General features: G+C 71.5%; 20 protein-coding genes. 8 read left to right on the forward strand and 12 right to left on the reverse strand.

Annotation, left to right across the window (positions count from 1 at the left end; translation table 11 throughout):
• Positions 1-88: 88 nt before the first annotated feature.
• The 6 genes from AC4BGB_RS10570 to AC4BGB_RS10595 are packed head-to-tail and all read left to right on the forward strand — an operon-like array spanning position 89 to position 8,403.
• Positions 89-1,447, forward strand: coding sequence for an MFS transporter (locus AC4BGB_RS10570; protein ID WP_490546736.1), 1,359 nt, complete (start codon positions 89-91; stop codon positions 1,445-1,447).
• Positions 1,444-2,313, forward strand: a complete 870-nt coding sequence (locus tag AC4BGB_RS10575) for a shikimate dehydrogenase (RefSeq protein ID WP_490546737.1) — start codon at positions 1,444-1,446, stop codon at positions 2,311-2,313. The genes AC4BGB_RS10570 and AC4BGB_RS10575 overlap by 4 nt, the downstream gene beginning before the upstream one ends.
• Positions 2,313-4,136 carry a sugar phosphate isomerase/epimerase and 4-hydroxyphenylpyruvate domain-containing protein gene (locus AC4BGB_RS10580; protein ID WP_490546738.1) on the forward strand — a complete coding sequence of 608 codons (1,824 nt, stop codon included), beginning with the start codon at positions 2,313-2,315 and terminating at the stop codon, positions 4,134-4,136. Before AC4BGB_RS10575 ends, AC4BGB_RS10580 begins: the two co-directional genes overlap by 1 nt.
• A gap of 38 nt (positions 4,137-4,174) precedes the next feature.
• Positions 4,175-6,580, forward strand: coding sequence for an ATP-binding cassette domain-containing protein (locus tag AC4BGB_RS10585; protein WP_490546739.1), 2,406 nt, complete (start codon positions 4,175-4,177; stop codon positions 6,578-6,580).
• Positions 6,581-6,628: 48 nt separating this feature from the next.
• Complete coding sequence (locus tag AC4BGB_RS10590) at positions 6,629-7,639, forward strand: methylenetetrahydrofolate reductase (RefSeq protein ID WP_490546740.1); 1,011 nt, start codon at positions 6,629-6,631, stop codon at positions 7,637-7,639.
• The gene (locus AC4BGB_RS10595) at positions 7,636-8,403 is read left to right on the forward strand and encodes a class I SAM-dependent methyltransferase (protein ID WP_490546741.1); all 768 of its coding nucleotides are present in this window, start codon (positions 7,636-7,638) and stop codon (positions 8,401-8,403) included. Before AC4BGB_RS10590 ends, AC4BGB_RS10595 begins: the two co-directional genes overlap by 4 nt.
• Before the next feature lie 41 nt (positions 8,404-8,444).
• Here AC4BGB_RS10595 and AC4BGB_RS10600 read toward each other — a convergent pair whose 3' ends face one another.
• On the reverse strand, positions 8,445-9,200 hold the full coding sequence (locus tag AC4BGB_RS10600) for a DUF1353 domain-containing protein (protein WP_490546742.1): 756 nt from the start codon (positions 9,198-9,200) through the stop codon (positions 8,445-8,447).
• Positions 9,201-9,384: 184 nt separating this feature from the next.
• Between AC4BGB_RS10600 and AC4BGB_RS10605 the strand changes: the two genes are divergently transcribed.
• Positions 9,385-10,800, forward strand: a complete 1,416-nt coding sequence (locus AC4BGB_RS10605) for an MFS transporter (protein ID WP_490546812.1) — start codon at positions 9,385-9,387, stop codon at positions 10,798-10,800.
• Positions 10,801-10,834: 34 nt separating this feature from the next.
• Positions 10,835-11,395 (forward strand): universal stress protein, encoded by a 561-nt coding sequence (locus AC4BGB_RS10610; RefSeq protein ID WP_490546743.1) that lies wholly within the window; start codon positions 10,835-10,837, stop codon positions 11,393-11,395.
• 22 nt (positions 11,396-11,417) lie between these two features.
• Here AC4BGB_RS10610 and rhaI read toward each other — a convergent pair whose 3' ends face one another.
• From rhaI to AC4BGB_RS10665, 11 genes are all read right to left on the reverse strand, one after another.
• A complete protein-coding gene (gene rhaI, locus AC4BGB_RS10615; protein WP_490546744.1) occupies positions 11,418-12,581 on the reverse strand; it encodes an L-rhamnose isomerase in 1,164 nt (387 codons plus the stop codon).
• 13 nt (positions 12,582-12,594) lie between these two features.
• Positions 12,595-14,655 carry a bifunctional rhamnulose-1-phosphate aldolase/short-chain dehydrogenase gene (rhaD, locus tag AC4BGB_RS10620; protein ID WP_490546745.1) on the reverse strand — a complete coding sequence of 687 codons (2,061 nt, stop codon included), beginning with the start codon at positions 14,653-14,655 and terminating at the stop codon, positions 12,595-12,597.
• A 10-nt stretch (positions 14,656-14,665) separates the two neighbouring features.
• A complete protein-coding gene (locus tag AC4BGB_RS10625) occupies positions 14,666-16,102 on the reverse strand; it encodes an FGGY-family carbohydrate kinase (protein WP_490546746.1) in 1,437 nt (478 codons plus the stop codon).
• Entirely contained in the window at positions 16,099-16,821 is a 723-nt protein-coding gene (locus AC4BGB_RS10630) for an HAD family hydrolase (protein WP_490546747.1), read from the reverse strand. Before AC4BGB_RS10630 ends, AC4BGB_RS10625 begins: the two co-directional genes overlap by 4 nt.
• The gene (locus AC4BGB_RS10635) at positions 16,818-17,597 is read right to left on the reverse strand and encodes a class II aldolase/adducin family protein (protein WP_490546748.1); all 780 of its coding nucleotides are present in this window, start codon (positions 17,595-17,597) and stop codon (positions 16,818-16,820) included. Before AC4BGB_RS10635 ends, AC4BGB_RS10630 begins: the two co-directional genes overlap by 4 nt.
• A complete protein-coding gene (locus AC4BGB_RS10640; RefSeq protein ID WP_490546749.1) occupies positions 17,594-18,706 on the reverse strand; it encodes an ABC transporter permease in 1,113 nt (370 codons plus the stop codon). The genes AC4BGB_RS10635 and AC4BGB_RS10640 overlap by 4 nt, the downstream gene beginning before the upstream one ends.
• Positions 18,703-19,719: an ABC transporter permease gene (locus AC4BGB_RS10645; protein ID WP_490546750.1), complete on the reverse strand. Its 1,017-nt coding sequence runs from the start codon at positions 19,717-19,719 to the stop codon at positions 18,703-18,705. Before AC4BGB_RS10645 ends, AC4BGB_RS10640 begins: the two co-directional genes overlap by 4 nt.
• Positions 19,716-21,239, reverse strand: a complete 1,524-nt coding sequence (locus AC4BGB_RS10650) for a sugar ABC transporter ATP-binding protein (RefSeq protein WP_490546751.1) — start codon at positions 21,237-21,239, stop codon at positions 19,716-19,718. The genes AC4BGB_RS10645 and AC4BGB_RS10650 overlap by 4 nt, the downstream gene beginning before the upstream one ends.
• A 100-nt stretch (positions 21,240-21,339) precedes the next feature.
• Positions 21,340-22,377 carry an autoinducer 2 ABC transporter substrate-binding protein gene (locus AC4BGB_RS10655; protein WP_490546752.1) on the reverse strand — a complete coding sequence of 346 codons (1,038 nt, stop codon included), beginning with the start codon at positions 22,375-22,377 and terminating at the stop codon, positions 21,340-21,342.
• Between the two features lie 89 nt (positions 22,378-22,466).
• A complete protein-coding gene (locus AC4BGB_RS10660; protein WP_490546753.1) occupies positions 22,467-24,011 on the reverse strand; it encodes a rhamnulokinase in 1,545 nt (514 codons plus the stop codon).
• Positions 24,008-24,817: a DeoR/GlpR family DNA-binding transcription regulator gene (locus AC4BGB_RS10665; RefSeq protein WP_490546754.1), complete on the reverse strand. Its 810-nt coding sequence runs from the start codon at positions 24,815-24,817 to the stop codon at positions 24,008-24,010. The genes AC4BGB_RS10660 and AC4BGB_RS10665 overlap by 4 nt, the downstream gene beginning before the upstream one ends.
• Positions 24,818-25,212 lie beyond the last annotated feature (395 nt).

The raw sequence follows: 25,212 nt of genomic DNA on the forward strand, positions 1-25,212 counted from the left end.
GAAATGGCAAACGGTTGTCGTGTGACGCAGGCCACTCCTAGCGTCCGGTGGGAGACAGCACAGCCAACCGAGAGTCAGGCCACCGACCATGGACGCATCCACCGAGACCCGGCGGACCCCCGGCCGCGCGGCGGTCGCCGCCTGGACGGGCAGCGCGCTGGAGTACTACGACCTCGCGATCTACGGCACCGCCGCCGCGCTGGTGTTCCCGAAGATCTTCTTCCCGGAGGGCAACGACTCCGCGGCCTCCGTCGCGGCCTTCGCCACCTTCGGCGTCGCGTACGTCGCCCGCCCGTTCGGGTCGTTCCTGATGGGCCACATCGGCGACCGGCTCGGCCGCAAGACGATCCTGATCGGGACGCTGCTGCTGATGGGGATCTCCACGTTCCTGGTCGGCTGCCTGCCGACGTACGACCAGATCGGGATGCTGGCCCCGATCCTGCTCGTCACGCTGCGCCTGCTGCAGGGGCTCTCGGCGGCCGGTGAGCAGGCCGGCGCCAACTCGATGTCCTTCGAGCACGCCCCCGAGGACCGGCGTGGGTTCTTCACCAGCTTCACGCTCAGCGGCACCCAGGGCGGCCAGGTGCTGGCACCGGCGGTGTTCCTGCCGCTGGCGGCCGTGCTTCCCGAGGACGACCTGCTCTCCTGGGGCTGGCGGGTGCCGTTCCTGCTGAGCGCGGTGGTCGTGGTGGTCGGGATGGTGATCCGGATCAAGCTCGACGAGACCCCGGAGTTCCAGGCCGAGAAGGACAGCGACGAGGTGGCCGCCGCGCCCCTGGGCGTGCTCTTCCGCGAGCACCGGGCCGGCGTGCTGCGGGTGTTCTTCGCGGCCTTCATCGCGATGGTGAACACGATGTTCCAGGTCTTCGCGCTCAACTTCGCCACCTCCGACGACTACGAGGTCGGCTTCAGCTCCACGTTCATGCTCTGGCTCGCGATCATCGCCAACATCGTCGCCATCGGCACCATCCCGCTGTGGGCCAAGCTCTCCGACCGGGTCGGGCGCAAGCCGGTGTTCCTGGCCGGCGTAGTCGGCAGCGCCGTGCTGGTCACCGCGTTCCTGGGGGCGATCGCAGCCGGGAGCCACGTGCTCACCTTCGTCCTCGGGGTGCTCCTGGCGGGCGTCGTCTACAGCATGCCGAACGCCGTGTGGCCGGCCACCTACGCGGAGTACTTCCCCACCAGCGTGCGTCTCTCCGGGATGGCGATCGGCACCCAGTTCGGGTTCGCGCTGGCCGGCTTCACCCCCACCATCGCCAGCGCGCTGATGGACGGTGATGCCGGCAACTGGTACCGCGTCGCCCTGTTCGCCTGCGCCGCGTGCGTCATCTCCGCGGTCGCGGTCCTGTCCGGCCCCCGGGCAACGCACAAGGTGCCCACCAGCGAGCTGGGCCTGGGCCGGACCCTGACCCGCGCCAGGGCAACCCCGGCAGGCAGTGAGGCGTGAGCCCGGGAACCGTGCCGGCGCCGGGCTCCGTCGTCCTCGGACTGGTGGGTGCGGGCATCGGCGCCTCGCTCACCCCGGCCATGCAGGAGCAGGAGGGGCGCGCGTGCGGGATCTCGCTGGCCTACCGGCTCGTCGACACCGACCGTCTGGGACTGGGCGCACCGGACCTCCGCGACGTCCTGTCCTGGGCCCGGCGCCTGGGGTTCGACGGGCTCAACATCACCCACCCGTTCAAGCAGGCGGTGGTGCCGCTGCTCGACGAGCTCTCCGAGGACGCGAACGACCTCGCGGCCGTGAACACGGTGGTGTTCCGCGACGGGCGGATGCTCGGGCGCAACACCGACTGGTCCGCCTACAGCGGTGCGTTCACCGCGATGCTCCCCGGGGCGGTCCACGACCGGGCCGTGCTCGTGGGCGCGGGAGGGGCGGGGGTCGCTGTGGGCTATGCCCTGCTGCGCCAGGGTGCGGAGCACCTCGCGGTGCACGACACGGACCCCGCACGCGCCACCGCCCTCGTCACCCGCCTCGCGCAGCGGTTCGGCGAGCAGCGGGTCTCGCTCGCACCCGACCTGGCCGGCGCCCTCGCGCACGCCGGCGGCGTCGTGAACGCGACCCCGGTGGGCATGCACGGGCACCCCGGGTCCGCAGTCCCGGCCGACCTGCTGCGCAGCGACCTGTGGGTGAGCGACGTCGTCTACTTCCCGCTGGAGACCGAGCTCGTCGCGACCGCGCGCCGCCTCGGCTGCCGGGTGCTCGCCGGAGGCCAGATGGCGGTCCACCAGGCCGCCGGCGCGTTCGAGTACTTCACCGGCCGGTCCCCCGACCCTGCCCGGATGACCCGCCACTTCGAGGAGCTGACCGCCTGATGCGCAAGGGGATCGCCACGGTGTCCATCAGCGGGCTGCTGGAGGACAAGCTCGCCGCCGTCTCCCGGGCCGGGTTCGACGCGATCGAGCTCTTCGACAACGACCTGATCAGCTCGCCGCTGAGCCCCACGGAGGTGGCCGCCCGGTGCGCGGACCTCGGGCTCGAGCTCGCCCTGTTCCAGCCGGTCCGCGACGTGGAGGGCGTGCCCCCCGAGCAGTTCGAGGCAGTGCTGCACCGGCTGCGCACCAAGCTCGGGGTGATGTCCGAGCTCGGCGCCACCACGCTGCTCGCGTGCTCCAACGCACGCCGCGACGCGCTCGACGACCTCGACCTGACCGCGGAGCAGCTGCACCGGGTGGGCGAGGTGGCAGCCGAGTCCGGCGTCACGATCGCCTACGAGGCGCTCGCCTGGGGCCGGCACGTCAACCGGGTACGCCGGTCCTGGGAGGCGGTCCAGCGCGCCGACCACCCCGCGATCACGCTGGCCGTGGACACCTTCCACATCCTCGCCCGCGGCGACGACGGCAGCGCCCTCGCCGGGATCCCCGGCGAGCGGATCGGGTTCCTGCAGGTCGCGGACGCCCCCCGGCTCGAGATGAACCTGCTCGACTGGAGCCGGCACCACAGGTGCTTCCCCGGCCAGGGCACCCTCGACGTCACCGGCGTGGTGGCGGCCACCCTGGAGGCCGGCTACCGCGGGCCGCTGTCGCTGGAGGTGTTCAGCGACGTGGTCCGCGAGGCGGACCCGTTCGTCACGGCCCGCGACGCGATGCGCTCCCTGCTCTTCCTGGAGGACCAGCTCGCGGGCGTCGTACGCACCGTGGAGCCGGGGGTGGTCACCGCAGCTCCCCCACCCGCAGCGCGCACCGACGGCGCCTTCCTCGAGCTCGGCAACCCGGGCGGCGGCTCCGCGCTGCCGGCCCTGCTGGGCTCGCTGGGCTTCACGACCGCCGGCCACCACCGCAGCAAGCCGGTCACCTGGTGGCGTCGCGACGAGGCGCACGTGGTCGTCAACGACGCCCCGGAACCGGCCGGCCACTCCCACCCGCACGCGACGGCGCTGGGCGTCTCGGCGCCGCCGGTCGAGGCGGTCGCCGCCCGCGCGGCAGCGCTGCTGTGGCCGGAGGTGGGCACCTCCCGGGGGGCCGGCGAGGCGATGCTGCCGGGGATCACCTCTCCCTCGGGGATGCACGTCTTCGTCAGCGACACCCCCGGGCACCGCGACCACTGGCAGCGCGACTTCGAACCGGTCCCCGACGCCCCGTGTTCCGGGGAGCACCCCTGGGTCGGGCTCGACCACCTGGCGATCTCGGTGGCGCCGGACCGGCTCAACGAGGAGATGGCGTTCTTCCGGACGCTCTTCGACCTCGTTCCCGGTGCGCCGGAGGAGTTCATGGAGCCGCACGGCCGGTTGCGCAGCCTCGCGCTGCGGCCCCGCGCCGGGGACCTGCGGGTCGTCCTGAACGTCACCGAGGCGGCCAGCCCGGCCCCCGAGCACGGCGTCACCCAGGTCGCCTTCGGGTGCACCGACGTGGCGGCGTCGGTCGCAGAGCTGCGCTCGCGAGGGGTGGGGTTCATGCGCGTCCCCGACAACTACTACGTGGACCTGGTGGCCCGGTTCGACCTGCCGCCCGGGACGGTGGAGCGGTTGCGCGAGCTGCAGCTGCTCTACGACCGCAGCGACGACGGCGAGCTCCTGCACGCCTACACCGACCCGCTGCCCACCGGCTTCCACGTGGAGCTGCTCGAACGCCGCGGCGGGTACGCCGGCTACGGCAGCTCGAACACCTTCGTCCGCCTCGCCGCGCAGCGCCCCCGCTAGGCCTGCCGGCGCGCAGCCCCTCGCGCTACGGTCGCCGGATGAACACGGCGGACCGGAACGGCGACCAGCCCCACGCACACGCGGCCGACACCCACGACCTGATCCGCGTGCACGGCGCCCGGGTGAACAACCTGCGCGACGTGGACCTCGAGATCCCCAAGCGCAGGCTCACCGTGTTCACCGGCGTCTCGGGCTCGGGAAAGAGCTCGCTGGTGTTCGCCACGATCGCGGCCGAGTCGCAACGGATGATCAACGAGACCTACAGCGCCTTCCTCCAGGGCTTCATGCCCAGCCTCGCGCGTCCCGACGTCGACCGCCTCGAGGGCCTGACCACGGCGATCATCGTCGACCAGGAGCCGATGGGCTCGAACCCCCGCTCCACGGTGGGCACCGCCACGGACGCGAACGCGATGCTCCGGATCCTGTTCAGCCGGCTCGGCACGCCGTACATCGGCTCGCCCCTGGCGTTCTCGTTCAACGTCGCCTCGGTGAGCGGCGGCGGTGCTGTCACCTTCGAGCGCGGTGGCCGCGAGGTCAAGGAGCGGCGCACGTTCAAGGTCGTCGGCGGGATGTGCCCCCGGTGCGAGGGCCGGGGCTCGGTCACCGACTTCGACCTGACCGCGCTCTACGACGAGGACCTGTCGCTGAACCAGAGCGCGATCAAGGTGCCCGGCTACAGCATGGACGGCTGGTACGGCCGGATCTACCGGGGCTGCGGGTTCTTCGACCCGGACAAGCCGATCAGGAAGTACGGCAAGCGGGAGCTCGAGGACCTCCTCCACAAGGAGCCGACCAAGATCAAGGTCGAGGGGATCAACCTGACCTACACCGGGCTGATCCCGCAGATCCAGAAGTCCTTCCTGGCCAAGGACGTGGACGCGATGCAGCCGCACATCCGCGCGTTCGTCGAGAAGGCGGTGACCTTCACGACCTGTCCCGAGTGCGAGGGCACCCGGCTGACCAGGGAGGCACGCTCCTCGAAGATCAACGGCAAGAGCATCGCCGACCTGTGCGCGATGCAGATCAGCGACCTCGCGCCGTGGGTCGCGCAGCTCGAGGAGCCCAGCGTGGCGCCGCTGCTCACCGGACTGCAGCACCTGCTCGACTCGTTCACCGAGATCGGGCTCGGCTACCTCTCCCTCGACCGGCCGGCCGGCACTCTCTCGGGAGGCGAGGCGCAGCGGACCAAGATGATCCGGCACCTCGGCTCCTCCCTCACCGACGTCACCTACGTCTTCGACGAGCCGACCATCGGCCTGCACCCTCATGACATCGAGCGGATGAACAACCTGCTGCTGCAGCTGCGCGACAAGGGCAACACCGTGCTCGTGGTGGAGCACAAGCCGGAGACGATCGCGATCGCCGACCACGTGGTCGACCTCGGTCCCGGCGCCGGCACAGAGGGCGGCGAGATCTGCTTCGAGGGCACCGTGGAGGGACTCCGCGCCAGCGACACCGTGACCGGGCGCCACCTCGACGACCGGGCGGGCCTCAAGGACTCGGTGCGCCCCTCCACCGGGACCCTGGAGGTCCGCGGCGCCTCGACGCACAACCTCCGCGACGTGGACGTGGACATCCCGCTCGGGGTGCTCTGCGTGGTCACCGGCGTGGCCGGGTCCGGCAAGAGCTCGCTGGTCCAGGGATCGGTCGCCTCCCGGGACGGCGTGGTGGTGATCGACCAGGGCACGATCCGCGGGTCGCGACGCAGCAACCCGGCGACCTACACCGGGTTGCTCGACCCGATCCGCAAGGCGTTCGCCAAGACCAACGGGGTGAAGCCGGCGCTGTTCAGCTCCAACTCCGAGGGCGCCTGCCCCACCTGCAACGGTGCCGGCGTCATCTACACCGACCTCGGGGTGATGGCCACGATGGAGTCGCCGTGCGAGGAGTGCGAGGGCAAGCGGTTCCAGGCCGAGGTGCTGGAGTTCAAGCTCGGCGGCAAGGACATCAGCGAGGTGCTGGCGATGTCGGTCGCCCAGGCCGCGGAGTTCTTCGGCGACGGCGAGGCGAGGACCCCGGCGGCGCACCGGGTCCTCGAGCGCCTCGCCGACGTCGGGCTGGGCTACCTGAAGATCGGCCAGCCGCTGACCACCCTGTCCGGAGGCGAGCGCCAACGGCTCAAGCTCGCCACCCACCTCGGCGAGAAGGGCGGCGTCTACGTCCTCGACGAGCCGACCACCGGCCTGCACCTCGCCGACGTGGAGAACCTGCTCGGGTTGCTTGACCGGCTGGTGGACTCCGGCAAGTCGGTGATCGTCATCGAGCACCACCAGGCCGTGATGGCGCACGCCGACTGGATCATCGACCTCGGCCCGGGCGCCGGGCAGGACGGCGGCCGGGTCGTCTTCGAGGGGCCGCCCACCGAGCTGGTCGCCTCCCGGAGCACCCTGACCGGCGAGCACCTGGCGGCGTACGTCGGCCACGAGGCGGTTCCCGCACGGTGACCCCACGACGTTCCTGCGACCAGCCCACCTGGAGCGGGGTGCGCCAGCGTGCAGCCGGTCGCTGAGTGCCCCAAGCGGATGGTGTTCGGGCCGTGCGGGGGCGTCAAGGACGACCGCACCTGCGAGATGGGCCCGCACCCGTGCCCGTTCGCCCAGGACGTCCGGCCGGTGGAGTGGCTCGGCACTCCCGGGGACCTCCCGGCCCCGCACAGCGAGCTGCTCGCGGCGATCGCGCGCGGCCCGGTCGTGGTCACCGACCTCACCGTGCCCGCCTTCGACCGCGCAGCCGTCGCCGGCCTCACCGGGCTGCTGCGCGACTCCTGCGACGCCCTCCTGGTCGGTGAGCACCAGAACCGTCCCGACTTCCCGCCCACGCTGATGACCGCGCTGATCAAGGCTGCCGGGGGCGTCCCCTGGGTGACCCTGACCTGCCGGGACCGGAACAGGCTGGTCCTGGAGCAGGAGCTCGCCGGCCTGCGCGAGGTGGAGGCCGACGGCGTCCTGTGCGTCACCGGCGACGGCCGGGCCCAGGGGGTGCGACCGGGCGTGACCCAGGTCTTCGACCTCGACGGGACCCAGCTGGCCGCGCTGGCCCAGGAGATGGGCCACGCGGTGGCGGTGCCCGAGGCCCCGGAGGCCGCCCCCACCGCGCTGCGACCCGGCCGGCTGGTGAGCAAGCAGCGCGCCGGGGCGCACGTCGCGATCCTCAACCACGTGAGCCGTCCGTCCGAGGTCGCCCGGTTCGTCGCGCAGGCGCGGGCACTTGGCCTGGAGATCCCGGTGATCGCCGCGGTCGCGGTGTACACCGACGAGGCCTCGGCGCGGGTGCTGCAACGCTTCCCCGGGCTGCACGTCGATGCGAACGAGGTCGACCGGGTACTGGGCGCACCGGACCCACGGGCCGCCGGGATCGAGACCGCGCTCGCGGAGGCGCAGCGCCTGCTGGCGGTCGAGGGGGTGGCCGGGGTCAACCTGTCCGGGCTGGCCTCGGGTCGTGGTGAGCTCGCCGGCACCGAGGTGAAGGCCGAGATCGGACACCGACTGAAGGAAGAGCAGTGAGCGAACCAGACGAAGCGATGATCGACGAGTTCGACACCGTGGCCCGGTGGACCTCCGATGCGGTGGAGGAGCTCGGCAGCGACCACGCGCTGCCGGCCGCCTGCCGGGGCAGTGGCAGCCCCGCGGCCCTGGAGTGGCTGGGCACGACCATGGGGCTGGGCAGGGACACCTCGCTCCTCGACGTGGGCGCCGGGGTCGGTGGTCCGGCCGAGGCGGCTGCGCGCACCCACGGCGTGAAGCCGGTGCTGGCGGAGCCGATGCTGGGCGCGTGCATCGCCGCGCGCACCCTGTTCGACAACCCGACGGCCGCAGCTGACGGCGGCGCTCTGCCGTTCCGCGACGACTCCTTCGACGCAGTGTGGTCGCTGGGGGTGCTGTGCACCCTGGAGGACAAGGCTCCCCTGCTCGCCGAGGTCACGCGGGTCGTCGTACCGGACGGAGTGGTGGGTCTGCTGGTCTACCTGCGCAGCGTCGAGGAGCTGCCCGACCAGCCCGAGGGGAACCACTTCCCGAGCGAGGACGAGCTGGAGCGGCTGCTCGGTGAGGCGGGCCTCGGGGTCGTCGACTCGGCCCTGCTGACCGACTTCGAGGCAGCCGCGCCGGAGTGGAAGGAGGCCGAGTCGCGGGTCGAGGAGGTGATCGAGCGGGACCACTCCCACGACGAGCGGTGGCAGCGGGCCCAGGAGCAGCAGGACACGATCGTCGGGCTGATCACCGACGGGCTCGTCGTCGGCCGGATGGTGGTCTGCCGGCCGGTGGCGTGACTGCCCGTGCCGGGACCGGGGGCCGCCCACCAGCGGTCGGCTCAGAAGTGCCCGTACTCCACCGGCTCGTCCCCCTTGACCTCCGCGGCCAGCGGCAGCGCGGACACGGCTCGCTCCACCAGCCAGTAGACCCAGAAGCCGACAGCCCCCAGGATCGTCGGCGGAAGCACCCACACCGCTGTCGCCGCCGCGGTCAGCCCTGCGCCGAACTGGCGCCCCCACAGCAGTGAGGCCGGGAACGGCGCGAGCAGGGCGAGGGCGACGACGCTCCAGTCCTGCGCGAACGATCCGTAGACGAGCGCGGTCATCCCTACCACCGAGGCGAGCACCCACAGCAGCAGCACCGGCCGCAGCCGGTCGCTGCGCCACCGGGTCGCGAACGCCACGGCGGTCCACATCATCCAGCGGCGGACGAACCGCACCCCGAGCTCCCGGAGCATGAACCGGAAGAACCGGTCGGCGTCGACCGGGGAGACCCCGAGGTCGTTGGCCCGGCCGACGAGCCGGTCGTGCAGCAGCGCGGCCGGGGTGTGCACGCCGTACGGACTGACGAACCAGCGCAGCGCCGGCGGCACCGAGGCGAGGTCGGTCAGCGCGGGGTCGCCCAGGTCCTCGGGGCGTAGCACGGTGGCCGCGTCGGGCAGGTCCGGCACCCCGGTCTCGCCGAGGTACTCCAGGGAGGACCGGAGCACGAACGTCTTCCGGGTCACCTGCTGCAGCTCGATCACGGCCGGTACGCCGGGCAGGTCGGGGTCCTGGAAGCAGTCCGCCCAGGGCGCGGCAGGTAGGGACGCCATGTGTTCAGGTTCGCTGGTCCGCAGCCGCGACGACAAGACCCCATCGATGAGGATCGAACCGGGCGTTACCTGAGCCGAACGCCGGGTACGGGTTCCTCGCTCGTTTCCAGATGGAGGTGTCCGCGTGTCCAGTTCCGCCACCACACCACAGGACCGGCCGATCCGGAGCCTGATCCCGGCGCGCATGCACGACATGCCGTGGTCCCGGTTCCACTGGATGGTCATCTTCGGGCTGGGCACCGCCTGGATCCTGGATGGCCTCGAGGTGCAGATCGTGGCTGCCGGTGGTTTCGAGAAGTCGCTGGACATGAGCGCTGCCGACGTGGGCCTGGCCGGCACCGTCTACCTGCTCGGCGAGGTGGCCGGCGCGTTGATCTTCGGCCGGCTCACCGACACCCTCGGCCGCAAGAAGATGTTCACGCTGACGCTGACCGTCTACCTGGTCGGGGCCGCGCTGGCCGGCCTGGCGCCGAACATGTGGATCTTCCTGGTGTGCCGGTTCATCTCCGGCATGGGCATCGGCGGTGAGTACTCCGCGATCAACTCAGCCGTCGACGAGCTGATCCCGGGCAAGCACCGCGGTCGGGTCGACCTCGCGATCAACGGCACCTACTGGGCCGGCGCCGCCATCGGTGCTGCCGCCAGCTCGTTCCTGCTGGACACCGACCGCTTCGGCGAGAACATCGGCTGGCGGATCGCCTTCTTCATCGGCCCCGTCCTCGGCCTCGGCATCATCTACCTGCGCCGGCACATCCCCGAGAGCCCCCGCTGGATGCTCACCCACGGCCGGGCCGAGGAGGCGGAGAGGATCGTCTCTCGGATCGAGGAGCAGGTCCGGGCCTCCGGTCTGGAGCTGCCGCACCACGACGACTCGGAGGCGCGGTGGATCAAGGCCGGCTCGGGCCTCACCGGAAAGCAGCTTCTCTTCGTCTTCTTCAAGCTCTACCCGACCAGGACCGTCCTGGGACTGACGCTGATGATCACCCAGAGCTTCCTCTACAACGCCATCTTCTTCACCTACGCCTTGGTGCTGAAGAACTTCTACGGCCTCAGCGCATCCCAGGCGGCCCTGTTCTTCTTCCCGTTCGCGATCGGCAACCTCCTCGGACCGCTGGTGCTGGGTCCGTTGTTCGACACCGTGGGGCGTCGCAAGATGATCGGGGGCTGCTACGCCACCAGCGGCATCGTGCTCGCGATATCGGCGTTCCTGTTCCAGGCCGACGCGCTGACCGCCGGGACCCACACCGCGTTCTGGTGCGTGGCGTTCTTCTTCGCCTCCGCCGGAGCCTCCGCGGGCTACCTCACGGTCTCGGAGATCTTCCCCCAGGAGGTCCGCGGCCAGGCGATCTCCTACTTCTTCTCGATCGCCCAGGTCTTCGGCGCCCTCGGGCCCGTGCTCTACGGCGCGCTGATCGGCGACGGCACGGACCGCAACCCGATGTTCTGGGGCTACCTCCTGGCCACCGGGGTGATGCTGCTCGGGGCCCTGGTGGCGGCGGTCTGGGGCGTCGATGCCGAGGGCAGGTCCCTGGAGGAGATCGCCCCGCCGCTGACCGAGTTCGACGAGGACGGCAACCAGAAGACCCTGCTCCCGGTCTGACCCCCCCAACGACTCACGACAAGAGAGGTTCACCATGCCTGAGCAGCACGAGCACGAGCCGTACACCGTCGTGGTGGGTGTCAGCCCGACGACGAAGTCCCCCACCGCGCTGGCGTGGGCGCACGCCCAGGCCCTGGCCAACCACGGCCGGGTGGTCGCCGTACGCGCCTTCAAGACCGCCAAGGTCCCCGGAGGTCCCTCGGGAGCCGCGCTGCACGTGCCCCAGGACGCCCAGACCCTGCACCAGGAGGTGCTGTCGCAGCTCCAGCAGGACGTCGCCGAGGTGCTCGGCCCGGACCACGGCGTGGAGACCCACGCCGTCCAGGGCGGCAAGCGCCGGGTGCTGCTTGCGGAGGGGAGCAACGCGGACCTCCTGGTGATCGACGCCCCCCGGAAGCCGTCCACGTCTCCACTGCTCGCCCACCACCTCGTCTATGCCGCCCAGTGCCCCGTCGTGGTGATGCCGCCGTCGATCGCCGGGGCTCCCGAGTCGGCCCTGTCCAAGTCGGCCCGCGCCGTCGGCCGGGCGGCTCTGCGCTCGGCCGCGACCAGCGGGCGGCCGGGCTACCGGCCGCCACTGATCACCGACGAGTGAGCGCGACCGCGCTGGCGGTCCCTCAGCTCCAGCCGACCTGGGTGCCGCCCACGCGGTCCGACTCGATCTGCTTCTGGTAGCCGCTGTCCCGGTAGGCCGCCATCGGGTCGCCCGGCAGGCCGCGCTCCTCGCGCCACCGGGCCAGGTCGGCCCGCACGTCGGTGTAGAAGGTGTCCATGAACACCTCGTTGGCCGCGAGCACGTCGCCCTCGGTGCGAGCCCGAGCGAGCGCCTCGGTGTCGAGCAGCAGGGCCCGTGCGGTCATCTCCTGGACGTTGAGCACCGACCGGATCTGCCCGGGCACCTTCGCCTCGATGTTGTGGCACTGGTCGAGCATGAACGCGACCTCGGAGCCGGGGCCGAACCCGCCGCCGCGGATCACCTCCACCATGATCCGGAACAGCTGATAGGGGTCGGCGGCACCGACGATGAGGTCGTCGTCGGCGTAGAACCGCGAGTTGAAGTCGAAGGACCCGAGCTTTCCGAGGCGAAGCAGCTGCGCCACGATGAACTCGATGTTGGTGCCCGGCGCGTGGTGGCCGGTGTCCAGGCAGACCATCGCCCGCTCCCCCAGCGCGCTGACGTGGGCGTACGACGTGCCCCAGTCGGGCACGTCGGTGTGGTAGAACGCCGGCTCGAAGAACTTGTACTCCAGCACCAGCCGCTGGTCCTCCCCGATGTGCTCGTAGATCTCGAGGAGTCCCTCGGCCAACCAGTCCTGACGGTCGCGGATGTCGCCCTGGCCTGGGTAGTTGGTGCCGTCGGCCAGCCAGATCTTCAGGTCTCGTGACCCGGTCTGGTTCATCACCTCGATGCAGTCCAGGTTGTGCCGCACCGCCTTGGCCCTCACCCGCGGGTCGGAGTGGGTGAGACTGCCCAGCTTGTAGTCGTCGTCCTGGAAGGTGTTGCTGTTCACCGTGCCCAGCCGGACGCCGAGGTCCTCGGCGTACGCCCGGAGCGCGCCGAAGTCGTCGACGACGTCCCAGGGGATGTGCAACGCCACCGACGGGCACAGCCCGGTCACCTGGTTCACCATCGCGGCGTCGGCGATCTTCTCCTCCACGCTTCGCGGCGTGCCCGGCGACCCGAACACCTTGAAGCGGGTGCCGGAGTTCCCGTAGGCCCAGGAGGGCACCTCGACGGCGAGCGCCCCGAGGCGGTCGCTGATCCGGTCGAAGGTCTTCATCTCTCACTTCCGTTCATCGCAGGAACGCCTGGGGTACGCCGGAGTCGACCGGGACGATCAGGCCGGTGGTGATCGGCAGGGTGCCGTTGGTCAACGCCAGGGCCGCGGAGGCGACGTGCTCGGGCAGCACCTCGACCTTGAGCACCGTGCGCTGCGCGTAGTACTTGCCGAGGTCCTCCTCGGCCACGCCGTAGGTCTCCGCACGCGAGGCTCCCCACCCCCCGGAGAAGATTCCGCTCCCGCGGACGACCCCGTCGGGGTTGATCCCGTTGACGCGCACGCCGATCTCGCCGAGCTCCGCTGCGAGCAGCCGCACCATGTGCGCCTGGGCCGCTTTGGCCGAGGAGTAGGCGACGTTGTCGGGTCCGGCGAAGACGGCGTTCTTGGAGCAGACGTTGACGATGTCGCCGCCGAGCCGCTGTGCCCGCAGCACCGGCTCGACCGCCTTGCTGGCGAGGAACGAGCCGCGGGTGATGATCGCGTACTGCCGGTCCCAGTCCTCCAGGCTGGTGTCGGCCAGCGAACCCGCCCGGGTGATGCCGGCGTTGTTCACCAGCAGGTCGATGCCCCCGAAGGCGAGGACCGCCGCGTCCACGCCCGCCTGCACCGCGGCGGCGTCGGTGACGTCCATCGCGACGCCGGCGGCCACGTCGGCGCCTCCGAGGTCGGCTGCCACCTCGGCGCACCCGTGCGCATCGAGGTCGGCGACCACGACGTTGGCGCCGTGCTCGGCGAAGATCCGGGCGGTGGCCAGCCCGATCCCGGAGGCACCACCGGTGACGAGCGCGACCCTGCCCGCCAGCGCCCGGGGCCGGGGCCGCCGCTTGAGCTTGTCCTCCTCGAGCTGCCAGTACTCCACCGCAAACTTGTCGGCCTCGGAGACCGGCTGGTAGGTCGAGACGCCCTCGGCGCCGCGCATCACGTTGATCGCGTTGAGGTAGAACTCCCCGGCCACGCGGGCGGTCTGCTTGTCCGCGCCGAAGGAGAACATCCCCACGCCGGGCACCAGGACGATCGCCGGGTCGGCACCTCGCATCGGCGGGCTGTCGGGCGCCGCGTGGCGCCGGTAGTAGCCGGCGTACTCCTCGCGGTACTCCGCGTGCAGCACCGCGAGCCGCTCGACGACCTCCTCGACCGGCGCGTCCACCGCGTTGTCCAGCAGGAGCGGGCGCACCTTGGTGCGCAGGAAGTGGTCGGGGCAGGAGGTCCCGAGCGAGACGAGGTGCTCCAGCTTCTGGCGGGAGACGAAGTCGAGCACGGCCTCGGTGTCGGTGAAGTGGCCGACCTGGCGACGGTCGGCGGAGGCGACCGCCCGCAGGTGCGGGAACAGCTGGGCTGCCCGGGCACGACGCTGCTCCACGGGCAGCGCCTCCCGGCCGGGAACGACCGGGCCGAAGGGCTCCGGGGACGACTCGCGGGAGAGGAACTCCTCCGCCTCGCGGATGATCCGCAGCGAGCGCTCCTCCACCTCCGTGCTCGTCGCTCCCCAGGCGGTGAGCCCGTGACCGCCGAGCACGGCGCCGATGACCTGGGGGTCGCGCGCGAGCTCGGCCATGGCCCGACCGAGCTCCCAGCCCGGTCGCATCCACGGCACCCAGGCCACGACACCGCCCCAGATCTCGCGGACCAGCTTCTCGCCGTCGGCGGCGCAGGCCAGGGCGATCACCGAGTCGGGGTGGAGGTGGTCGACGTGCGGCAGGTCGACGAGGCCGTGCATCGGGGTGTCGATCGACGGGGTGGCGCCACCGTGTCCGAAGGAGCAGTACGCGAACAGGCCCACCATCTCGTCCTCGTGCTCAACGCCGCGGTAGACAGCGTCCAGCGCCACCAGGCGCTCCCTCTCCAGCGCCGCCAGTCCGTCTGCCTGCAGCGTCCCCAGGTCGCCACCGGAGCCCTTGACGTAAAGCACCTCCACCTCCTCGCCCGTTGCAGGGCTGGTGACCGCGACCTTGGCCGAGGTGTTGCCGCCCCCGTAGTTGGTCACCCGCGGGTCCGAACCCAGCCGGTTGGAGCGCTCCAGCAGCTCGCGGGCCTCTTTCGGCAACTGGCCGGTCGCTGTCCTCGTGGTATTCATCGTCGTCCTCCTAGGCAGTCCTGGGTGCGGGAACGTGGTCGAGCAGCCCGCGACGGTGGAGCTCGTCGCGCAACCGGTGGAAGCTCTCCAGGAGGCGGTCCCGCTCATCCTCGAGCGGTTCCACCAGCGCCTGCTCCGCCGGCGACGAGGTGCGAGCGACCACCTCGGGAAGAGTCGCCTCCTCCGTGGCGGCCAGCGCGAGCAGCGCAGCGCCGTACGCACTCGAGGCGCGGCGGGCCCGGATGGTCGGCACCTCCAGGACGGTGGCCCGCAGCCGCGACCACAGCTCGCTGCGGGAGCCGCCGCCGGCCAGGTGGTGCAGCCGCGGCACGACGCCGTGGGACCGCAGCGTGTCCAGGGCGATGCGTTCCACGAACGCGACCCCCTCCAGGAAGCTGCGGTACGCCGCGGCATCGTCGGCGGGCCGGCCGAGCGTGAAGCCGGTCGCGTCCGGGCGGGAGAACGGGAACCGTTCGCCGGTGCCGCGCAGCGGGTAGGTCACCGACGGCGACGGCCCAACGGCACCGACACGTCGCTCCAGGTCGGCGAGGGCCTCGGGCGTGGTGCCCCCGAACTCGTCGCCCACCGCCCCGGCTCCGACGTTCGAGGCTCCTCCGGCCCACCAGGAGCCGTCGGGTGCGTAGTGGGAGTACAGCGCGCCGCCGATCCCGCGCACCTCCTGGGCGGCCACGGCCTTGACGACCAGCGTCGTGCCGAGCACGCCGACGCTGTCCCCTTGTGCAACCGCTCCCGCCGCGATCTGGGCGGTGCACCCATCGGTCATTCCGGCGACCACCACCGACCCCGCGGGCACCCCGGTGCGCTCGCACATCGCGGCCGTCACCTCACCCAGCACCGTGCCGGGGTGCACGAGCTTGGGCACTGCGTCGTCGGGTACTCCGAGGACCCCCAGCGCGGACCCGTCCCAGGTGCGCCGCAGCGGGTCGATCCCCGCCTTCAGCGCGTGCGAGGTGTCCGCTGCGACGACGCGCCCGAGCAGGCCCGCATGCACCACGTCGGGCGTGTGCAGGACCATCTCGGCACCCATCGAGTGGAGGCGGCCGATGCGCGCCATCGGCGACGTGGCCGTCGCCTCGATCCCCGCGCGGCGCAGGCGCGACGCCTCGGCGCCGGACTGCTGGTCGTTGTAGAGCAGGGCCGCTCCGGTCGGGCGACCACGGTCGTCACAGGGCACCATCGTGCCGGAGGTGCCGGTCACCGACATCGTCCTCACTCCGCCCACCCGGGACCCGAGGTCGCTCGCTACCTGGCCGAGGAGCGCCACCGCGGCCTCGAGGTACGCCGCCTGCTGCTCCCTCGCGTCCGGTGCCGGAGAGAGCACAGGGGGCAGCGGGGTGTCCCGCTCGGCCAGGACCGCACCCGCGTCGTCGACCGCGACCACGCGGGCATGTGCCGTGGCCAGGTCGATGCCGAGCGCGATGCTCATGCGGACGCCCCTGCCGGGAGCAGCACCCCGGCCAGTCCTCGCAGGTCCGGGACGGCGAGGTCGGGCTCGGCCAGCTGCTCGGGGGTGGGGTCGTCCGGGGCCTCGCCGCGCAGGACCCACACCGTCGCGAGGCCGAGCTGCCTTGCCGGACGGACGTCGGTGTCCAGGCGGTTGCCCACGTGAACCGCCTCCGCCGCCTCGACCCCCGCCTCCGCGAGCGCCCACCCGAACAGCTCGGGGCTGGGCTTCTCGTGGCCGACGACGGCGGAGATCCCCCACACGTCGACGAGGTCGCCCAGCCCGTCACGCCGTAGCGCGTCCATCACGGCTCGCTCCTGGTTGGCCACGACGCCCACGACGAGTCGGTCGTGCACGGCGCTCAGGAACGGGACCACGTCGTCGTACATCGTGCCGACGGGGTGCACCCAGTGCTCGCGGGTGCGCTCCTGTAGCTCGCCGCGCAAGCCCGGGTCACCGAGCAGCTCCTCTGCCAGTGCCGTGCGCAGCGAGCCGGACTGGGCAGCGCGGATCCGGTCGTAGACGCACCGGAACTCGGCCCGGTCGACGGGCCCGCGGCCCTGGGTCGCCCGGATCTCGTCGAGGGCGGTCAGGGCCGCCCGCACGAAGTTCTCGTCGGAGTAGATCGGGCCCCCGACGTCGAGGAACACCGCGCGCAGGCCCGGTCGCAGCGTCCCGGGCACCTCGCCGCCCGCCGTCACAGCCTGCCTGCCGCGATGTTGCCCCGGCGCTCCGCGACGTCGTCGCGGGCGAAGAACTTCGCCACGGCCTCGTCGCTCAGCGGCGCCAGATCGCCTACGCCGTAGGCGATCCGGCGCACGGCCGCCGCCTTCACGGCCATCTCGGAGATGGCGTCGACGCCGTCCGCGGTCGGGGCGATGGCCACGATGCCGTGGTTGGCGAGCAACACGAGCTGGGGCAGGGTGCCCTCGCGGTCGGCGTACTCGACCAGGCACCGGTGGTAGACCCGCCCGAGGTCGAGCCCCGGTTGCGCGTAGGGGACGAACAGCGGCCGGCCGATCACGACCGCCTCGTCGGAGTACGCCGCCTGCCGGAACGACTCCTCCGCGCGGGTGCTGGCGAGCAGGCCGACCACCTCGGTGGGGTGGGTGTGCCCGACGTACTCCGCCGGGGCGACCGCCTGCACCGCCGCGTGCACCAGGGTCTCGATGGACCCGCGTCGAGCCGGCGCACCCTCCGCGGTGGTCGCCACCAGGGCCGCGGTCAGGTCGGCCTGGGTGGCAGCAGTGTCGGTGACCAGCTCGACCAGCGGCCCGACCTCGACGGTCACGAAGTCCTCGGCCGTGGCGTCACGCATCCGCGCCCCGGACGCCTTGACGACCATGCGTCCGTCAGCGAGGCGCTGGGAGGTGTTGCCCTCCGCCAGGATGACCAGCCCGCGCTCTGGGCGGCCGAGCTCGCGGGTCAGCGCGAGCAGCTCAGGGCTGACCAGCTCGGGCCGGTGCAGCGCCGTCATCTCGTGCCCCCGTAGCGGCGTACGGTCCACGCGTTGAGCAGGGCGGCGAAGACCAGCACCGAGCCGAGTGCGAGCAGCTGGAACTGGGTGCCCTGGTTGCCCTCGAAGTAGAGCAGGATGCCGGCGTTGAGCCAGGTGACCAGGAGTGCGGCCAGCACCACGCCGGAGACCCGTCCGATGCCGCCGGTGATGGCGACACCGCCGAGGACGGCGATGGTGATGGCCGGCAGGGCGAGGCCGTTGCCACTCGTGCCGGCGTCCGGACGGGCGGACGCGAACTGCGCCGTCAGGTAGACCGCGACCAACCCGGAGAGGACCCCCGCGGCGACGTAGGCCACCAGCCGGGTCCGGGCCACGTGCACGCCGCTCCAGGCGGCCGCCACGTCGTTGGTGCCGATGGCGTAGAGCCGGCGTCCGTAGGTGCTGCGGTTGACCACCAGCCACACCACGACGACCGCAGGGAGCAGGAACGTGAACACCCCCAGCGGGATGGGCGGCAGGAACGCGGAGAGCCCGGGGATCTCGACGCTGCGGGTCAGGGAGTACATCGAGGCGATGTCGCCACCGCTGATCGGCTTCTGGTCGTTCACGACGACCGCGAGCGAGCCGAAGGCGTAGTACGTCGCCAGCGTGGCGATCAGCGCCGGGAAGCCCAGGTAGGCGACCAGGACGCCGTTGACCGCGCCGAGGAGCCCGCCGACCACGATCGCCAGCAGGACCGCGGCCGTGAGCGGCCAGCCCCACTCGCCGTAGGCGAACCCGAAGATCATCGCGGTCAGCGAGACGATCGACCCGACGGAGAGGTCGATGCCACCGCGGCCGCTCACGATCACGATCAGCTCGGCCAGCGCCAGCAGCGCCAGTGGGACGAAGTCGATCAGGGCGGAGCCCATGTAGTCGCGGTCGTAGTTGGCGGTCAGGTTGCCACCCCAGCTGAGGTACATGAAGCTCGCGACGACCACGACGAGGAGGACGGCGATCAGCATCTCGCGCTGGGTCACCACGGCCTTGACCACTCGCGCCCCGAGGCCGGGCGACCTGTCGGCGGAGCGCCCGTCGCCGGGCTCGGGCGAGGAGGTGTCGGCGGGGAGGGACGAGGTGCTGGTCATGAGACGGTCCTGGTGCGCTCGCGAATGAGGTCGGCGCCGACCGCGACGATCACGAAGACGCCGACGAAGAGGCTGGAGAGCTGGCTGGGCCAGCCCAGCTGGGTGACGCCCGAGACGACGGTCTGCACGAGCAGCGCACCCAGCACGGTGCCGAGCACCGAGCCGCGGCCGCCGACGATCGAGGTGCCGCCGATGACGACCGCCGCGATCACCGACAGCTCGAGGCCGAACCCGATCGACTGGTCCAGGGTGCTGGTGCCCTTGGCGATGGTGAACACCGCGGCCACACCGACCATCACCCCGGTCAGGACGTAGGCCGTGGCCACCCTGCGGCGTACCTTCACGCCGGCGAGGTCCGCGGCCAGCGGGTCACCGCCGATGGCGTAGTAGTGACGGCCACCGGGGGTCTGTCGGAGGTACCACCACGCGGCACCGGCGACCAGCAGCATCATTACGAACGAGTGCGGCACCGAGAAGGTGCTGCCCGCCTGCCCGCGGCCGAAGAAGTCGAAGGTGCCGGGGATGCCGTTCACGGTCGAGGAGTCGAACACCTGGCGCCCGACCCACTGGAAGATGTTCAGCGTCCCGAACGTGATGATGATCGGGTGCACCCGCCCCCAGGCGATGAGCACGCCGTTGACCAGTCCCAGCGCGGCCCCCACCGCCATCGAGACGAGCAGGGCCGGCAGCAGCGCCAGGTCCTGGTCGACCAGCAGCTTGGCGGTGACCACGCCACAGACCATCACCGCGCTGCCGACGGAGACGTCGATGCCGCCGGCGATGATCACGAACGTCATGCCGACGCCGATCAGGGCGATCGGGGCGACGCCGATCAGCAGGGGGCGGATCGACCCTCCGGTGAGGAACGCCGGCGTGAACAGGCCCAGCACCACCCACAGCGCGGCGATGACCACGAGCAGCACGACCTCCTGCCCGGACACAGGCGGCGCGATGATCCGCTGCTTGCTCCGCCGGCCTCCGGACGCGGCCGAGGGCTTCGTGGTGGTGCTCATGCGCTCACCTCCGACTCGTCCTCGGCACCTGCTGCGGCGGCCAGGACGTCGGCCTGGCGGGCGCCGCGCCCGAACTCCCGGGTGGTGGTGCCGTTGCGTACGACGATCAACCGATCCGCGATTCGCAGGGCCTCCGGCAGGTCGGAGGTGACGACGAGGACGGCCGTGCCCTCGTCGGCGAGCTCGTTGATGATCCGGTGGATCTCCTCCTTGGCACCGACGTCGACGCCCTGCGTGGGCTCGGCCAGGACGAGCACCTCGGGGCGCTCTACGAGCTGGCGGGCGAGCACCACCTTCTGGGCGTTGCCACCGGACAGGTCCCCGATGCTCTGCCGCTGGCTCGGTGTCTTGATCGCGAGCCTGCTGATCATGTCGTCGGCCACCTTTCGTTCGCGGCGACGCTCCATCCAGCCCAGCCTGGAGAGCAGCGGGAGGTGGCCCACCGAGATGTTGAAGCTGATCGCCAGGTGGGCGAACATCCCCTCGACCTTCCGGTTCGCCGGGAGCAGTGCGATGCCCAGTCGCTGCGCGTGTCTGGGGCTGGCCGGGCTGACGGTCCTCCCGTCGAGCCGTATCTCGCCGCCGGAGGCCCGGGTGATGCCGTAGACGGTCCGGGCGATCTCCGCGACGCCGGAGCCGACCAGCCCGTAGAGACCGACGATCTCGCCGGGCCGCACGACCAGGTCGACGTCCTCGTACTCGCCCTCGCGGGTCAGGCCGACGAGCTCGAGGCGTGGGTCGCCTGCGGGCACGCTTCGGGGCGCGGCCGTCTCGTCGAGAGCACCGCCGACCATCAGCTCGGCGATGCGGCGTACGTCGAGCTCGCCGATCGGCCAGGTGCCGATCGTCTCGCCGTCGCGCATCACCGTGACCTCGTCGGCGATGCGGAACAGCTCGTCGAGACGGTGGCTGATGTAGACCACCGAGACACCCGACTCGGCCAAGCGGCGTACGACGCCGAAGAGCACGTCGATCTCGGCGTCGGTGAGGATCGCGGACGGCTCGTCGAGGATGAGGATCCGGGCCTCCCGGGAGAGCGCCTTGGCGATCGAGACCTGCTGCTGTTGGGCGATGCTGAGGTGGCCGACCGACCGCGTGCTGAGCGAGGCCGGCAGGCCGAGCAGCTCGAGCAGCTCGACGACCTGTGCGTTCTGTGTGGCCCAGTCGATTCGCGGGCCCTTGCGCTGCTCCCGCCCGAGGTAGATGTTCTCGGCGACGCTGAGCTCCCCGAACAGCTGCGGCTCCTGGTAGACGGTCGCGACCCCGAGCCGGAGGGCGTCGCCGGTGGTGGCGATGGAGACCTGCTCGCCGTCGATCGCGACGGTCCCGGTGTCGGGGGTGACCGCTCCTGCGAGGACCTTGATCAGGGTCGACTTCCCGGCGCCGTTCTCGCCGACCAGCGCGTGGACGGTTCCCGGCTGCACCTCGAATTCCGCGTTGCGGATGGCGCGGACTGCGCCGTACCGCTTGGCGATGCCGTGCATCGCGAGACGTGCCGCTCCGGTGCTCTCCTGGCTCACACGAGACTCCTGGCCTGGGTGAAGGATGTGGTCGAGCTTCGGCGTCCGGTGGTGGCCAGCAGGTTCCGGCCGGCCACCACCGACGCGCGACGTGGACCGATCAGTAGTCGAACTCGTCCACGTTCTTGGTCGTGATCTCCAGCGGTGGGCCGAGCAGCAGCGTCTTGCTGGCCTCGTCCCAGGTCACGTCGGGGAGCTTCTTCTTCAGCTCGTCGTCGGGCTCGAAGCCCTCCCCCGACGCGGCGCGCTTCCCGGCCCACGCGGTGAGGTAGCCGAGGTCCTCGACGTTCCACAGGATCGAGGCCGAGGAGGACTTGTCGCTCAGGTAGGGCTTCATCGACTGCGGGGTCCCGAGACCGACGGTGAAGACCTTGCCGATCTTGTTCGCGTCCTTCACGGCCTGGGCCACGCCGGGAGCCGAGGAAGTGCACTCGCCCACGAGGCCGGTCAGGTCGGGGTTGGAGTTCATCAGGTCGGTCGCCATCTGGGTCGCCTTGGCCTGGTCCTCGCCGGCGTAGACGATGTCGACGATCTCGGCGTCGGGGTACTTCTCCTTGGTGTAGGCCTTCTGCACGTCGATCCAGCCGTTCAGGTTCTCGGCCGTCTCACCGCAGGAGACGATCGCGTACTTGCCCTTGCCGCCCATGGCCTTGAGGAGCGAGTCGGTCAGTGCTTGGCCGATGCCCTCGGTCGACGCCTGGCTGACGAACGCCTCGCGCACGGAGTCGGGAGCGTCGGTGTCGGAGGTGAGCACCGCGATGCCGGCGTCCTTGGCCTGCGAGAGGATCGGTGCCATCGAGTTGGGGTCGTTCGGCGCGACCACGATCGTGTCGACCTTCTTCTGGATGTAGGAGCGCACGATCTGCGCCTGCGCCGCGGCGTCGGCCTGGGTCGGCCCCTGGTACTGCCAGGTGACGCCGTCGAGCTCCTTCTCGGCGCCCTTGCCGCCGCTGTCCATCGCCTCGAAGTACGGGATCCCCTGCAGCTTGGGCACGAACGCCACGGTGGCCGTGTCGCCGCCCGAGCCGGATCCGGAGCCGGAGCCCCCCGACCCCTTCTGGCTCCCGCATCCACTGGCCGCCATCACGGCGACCAGGCCGATCGCCGCGAGGGCGGTGGTCTTCCTGGTTCTGCGCATCGTCTCTCCTGTGTTCTGGTCCCCGCCCGCGCACGGAGGGGGCTCGTGGGTGCTGCTGTCCTGGTGGAGCGCGGAGGGCCGCGTCAGGTTCAGACCGCTGCCCCCCGTTCCCGGTGGCCGGTCTCGTGGCGGAGTCCCGACTCGGCCTGGTCGCGGCGCCTGAGCCGGGCCACGACCTCGGCCGCGGCGGCCCAGTCGTGCCCGGTCCTCGATTCGCTCGCCGGTTCGTAGGTGACGAGGCCGGAGGAGGCAGCGACGACGCTGCGGATCTCCCCGAGGCCGTCCAGCTCGCCGAGGGCCGCGAGCTGCACGGCCCCGTTGCCCAGGGCGGTCGCCTCGACGGGTCCGCAGCGCACGGGCAGCCCGGTGGCGTCGGCGGTCAGCTGCGAGAGCAGCCCGTGGCTGGCTCCTCCGCCCGTGATGGCCACGGCGCCCGGCGCCTCGCCGGTCACGGCCTCGATGGTCTCCGCGACCGCGCGGTAGCCCAGGGCGAGCGAGTCGATCACGCAGCGCGCGACCGCACCGACCGAGTCCGGGACGGGCTGGGCGCTGCGACGGCAGTACTCGCGGATCCGCCCCGGGAGGTCACCCGGCGCGAGGAACTCCTGGGCGTCGGGGTTGATGACGCTCCTCAGTCCCGGCGCCGCAGCCGCGAGGTCAGCGATCTCCTGGTAGCTCAGCTGCTCCCCCTCCAGGGCCCACTGGCGCCGGCAGCCCTGGAGGAGCCAGAGCCCCATCACGTTGGACAGCAGCCGGATCGTGTCGGCGTACCCGCCCTCGTTGGTGAGGTTGGCCTCGCGCGAGGCCGCGCTGACCACGGCGTGCGGGCGCTCGACACCGACGAGCGACCACGTGCCGGAGGAGATGAAGAGCTCGTGGGGTGCGCGGAACGGTGTGCCGACCACGGCGCTGGCGGTGTCGTGCGCCGCAGGCAGGACGATCCGGGCTCCGGCGAGCGCACCCGAGTGCTCGCCGAGCAGGGCGCCCACGTCGGTGCCGGGCGGGACGACCTCGGGCATCAGCCGCGCGGGGATGCCCAGCCGGTCGAGCAGGGCGGTGGCCCACTCGCCGGTACGCATGTCGAGCGCCCCGGTCGTCGAGGCCGCGGAGTACTCCGTGACGGTGCTGCCGCACAGCAGGTGGTGGATCACGTCCGGGAGCATCAGCAGCCGGTCCGCGGCGACGATCCGGTCGGTGTGGTCGCGCACGTCGGAGACCAGCGAGAACAACGTGTTGATCGCGATCAGCTGCACCCCGGTGGCGTCGTACAGCTCCTCGGGTCCGTGGTTGTCCAGGGCCCACCGCATCGCCGTGAGGTTGCGCTGGTCGCGGTAGCAGGTTGGGGTGTCCACGAGGGCGCCCGAGCCGTCGAGCAGCCCGTAGTCGACACCCCAGGCGTCGACCCCGACCGAGGAGACCGGCTCCTCGCCGGCGTCGACGCGAGCCAGGCCCTCCTCGACATCGCTCCAGATCTGGTCGAGGTCCCAACGCAGGATGCCGCCCTCCTCGGTCGGCACGTGGGTGAACCGGTGGGCAACGTCGAGGTGCAGGCGCTCGCCGTCGAAGGCGATCGTCGCGACCCGGCCGCTCTCGGCACCGAGGTCGACCGCAGCGACGCTGCGCCGGGCGCTCATGCGGAGTCCGGGTGGATCAGGCTCACCTTGGCGCTGGGGCCTGCCGTACGGATCTCGACTCCGGCCTCGCGCCACTCGGCCCGCACGGCGGGAGCGATCCCGGCATCGCTGTAGAGGGCCGTGATCCGCTCGGTCTCCACGAACGAGTGCAGGGCGAACCGGTCGGCCTTGGCGTGGTCGAAGAGTCCGTAGACCTCGTCGCAGGCGGCCGCGAGAAGACCCTTGGTGTGCGCCTCGTCGATGCTGACGTCGAGCAGCCCGAGCTCGGTGGAGAGCCCGACCAGGCCGAAGAATCCCTTGCGGATGCGCCCGCGGCCCGAGAGCAGGTCCCCGATCGGCCCCACCATCGACTCCGAGGAGCGGCGCAGGACTCCACCGGGCAGGACGACCATCGCGTTGCTCCCCTCCATCAGCAGCCTGGCCGTGCGGAGCCCGTTGGTGACCACCACGAGGTTGCGGCGGTCGAGCAGGCGGTTCGCGAGGTAGAAGCAGGTGGTCGAGGAGTCCAGGGCGATGGTGTCGCCGTGGCGGACCTGCTCGGCGGCAGCGGCCGCGATGTCCTGCTTGGCCTCGGCGGAGTGCCGCACCCTCATCGACCAGGCGCCCTCGTCGGCGTTCCCGGCGCTCACCGCACCGCCGCGGATGCGTCGCAGCAGGGAGCGGCGCTCGAGACCGTCGAGGTCCTTGCGCACCGTGACGGCCGAGACCCCGAACCTCGGGACGAGGTCGTTGACCATCACCCGGCCGCTGGATTCGAGCTCGAGCAGGATCGCCTGCTCACGCTCGTACTCGTCGAGACCTTCCATGTCTCACTCCCAAGATCACCGTGTGACTGTTGTGAAACCTGTCACTCGCGCAATCGGGAGGTCAATGAATTGAAAGGAAGCGAAAGTCGTCGGGTTGCGAAGTCGTGCTTCGCACGTGCGTCGGCGCCGGGCAGGGAAGGTGGTTCCCTCGCGGCGCCTGAGCCGAGCCTGGCTCGTACTACGAGAGCGGTGTGGGCCAAGCGCGTCGCGTAGGCCAAGTCAGGTCACGGAGGTCCGGATGGTTTTCCCGCCTCGCGCGGGACGCGAGTCCCGTACGACGGTCAGTCGGCTGGGCCTGCCAGCAGGTGCTCACCGCAGCGCTGGAGGGTGTTCCTGTCGTCCGCCGACAGGGCGTCGCCCAGCGCGTAGGAGTTCAGCACGCTCGCGAAGGCGTG

The sequence above is a fragment of the Nocardioides sp. Z30_9 genome, assembly GCF_058215735.1.

Excerpts from the sequence above, each read along its gene's own strand:
- AC4BGB_RS10660 (WP_490546753.1), bottom strand. The coding sequence starts at position 24,011 with ATGAGCGCCCGGCGCAGCGTCGCTGCGGTCGACCTCGGTGCCGAGAGC.
- rhaI (WP_490546744.1), bottom strand. The coding sequence starts at position 12,581 with ATGAAGACCTTCGACCGGATCAGCGACCGCCTCGGGGCGCTCGCCGTC.
- AC4BGB_RS10665 (WP_490546754.1), bottom strand. The coding sequence starts at position 24,817 with ATGGAAGGTCTCGACGAGTACGAGCGTGAGCAGGCGATCCTGCTCGAG.
- AC4BGB_RS10580 (WP_490546738.1), top strand. The coding sequence starts at position 2,313 with ATGCGCAAGGGGATCGCCACGGTGTCCATCAGCGGGCTGCTGGAGGAC.
- AC4BGB_RS10640 (WP_490546749.1), bottom strand. The coding sequence starts at position 18,706 with ATGACCAGCACCTCGTCCCTCCCCGCCGACACCTCCTCGCCCGAGCCC.
- AC4BGB_RS10625 (WP_490546746.1), bottom strand. The coding sequence starts at position 16,102 with ATGAGCATCGCGCTCGGCATCGACCTGGCCACGGCACATGCCCGCGTG.
- AC4BGB_RS10570 (WP_490546736.1), top strand. The coding sequence starts at position 89 with ATGGACGCATCCACCGAGACCCGGCGGACCCCCGGCCGCGCGGCGGTC.
- AC4BGB_RS10635 (WP_490546748.1), bottom strand. The coding sequence starts at position 17,597 with ATGACGGCGCTGCACCGGCCCGAGCTGGTCAGCCCTGAGCTGCTCGCG.
- AC4BGB_RS10600 (WP_490546742.1), bottom strand. The coding sequence starts at position 9,200 with ATGGCGTCCCTACCTGCCGCGCCCTGGGCGGACTGCTTCCAGGACCCC.
- rhaD (WP_490546745.1), bottom strand. The coding sequence starts at position 14,655 with ATGAATACCACGAGGACAGCGACCGGCCAGTTGCCGAAAGAGGCCCGC.
- AC4BGB_RS10645 (WP_490546750.1), bottom strand. The coding sequence starts at position 19,719 with ATGAGCACCACCACGAAGCCCTCGGCCGCGTCCGGAGGCCGGCGGAGC.
- AC4BGB_RS10610 (WP_490546743.1), top strand. The coding sequence starts at position 10,835 with ATGCCTGAGCAGCACGAGCACGAGCCGTACACCGTCGTGGTGGGTGTC.
- AC4BGB_RS10655 (WP_490546752.1), bottom strand. The coding sequence starts at position 22,377 with ATGCGCAGAACCAGGAAGACCACCGCCCTCGCGGCGATCGGCCTGGTC.
- AC4BGB_RS10585 (WP_490546739.1), top strand. The coding sequence starts at position 4,175 with ATGAACACGGCGGACCGGAACGGCGACCAGCCCCACGCACACGCGGCC.
- AC4BGB_RS10605 (WP_490546812.1), top strand. The coding sequence starts at position 9,385 with ATGCACGACATGCCGTGGTCCCGGTTCCACTGGATGGTCATCTTCGGG.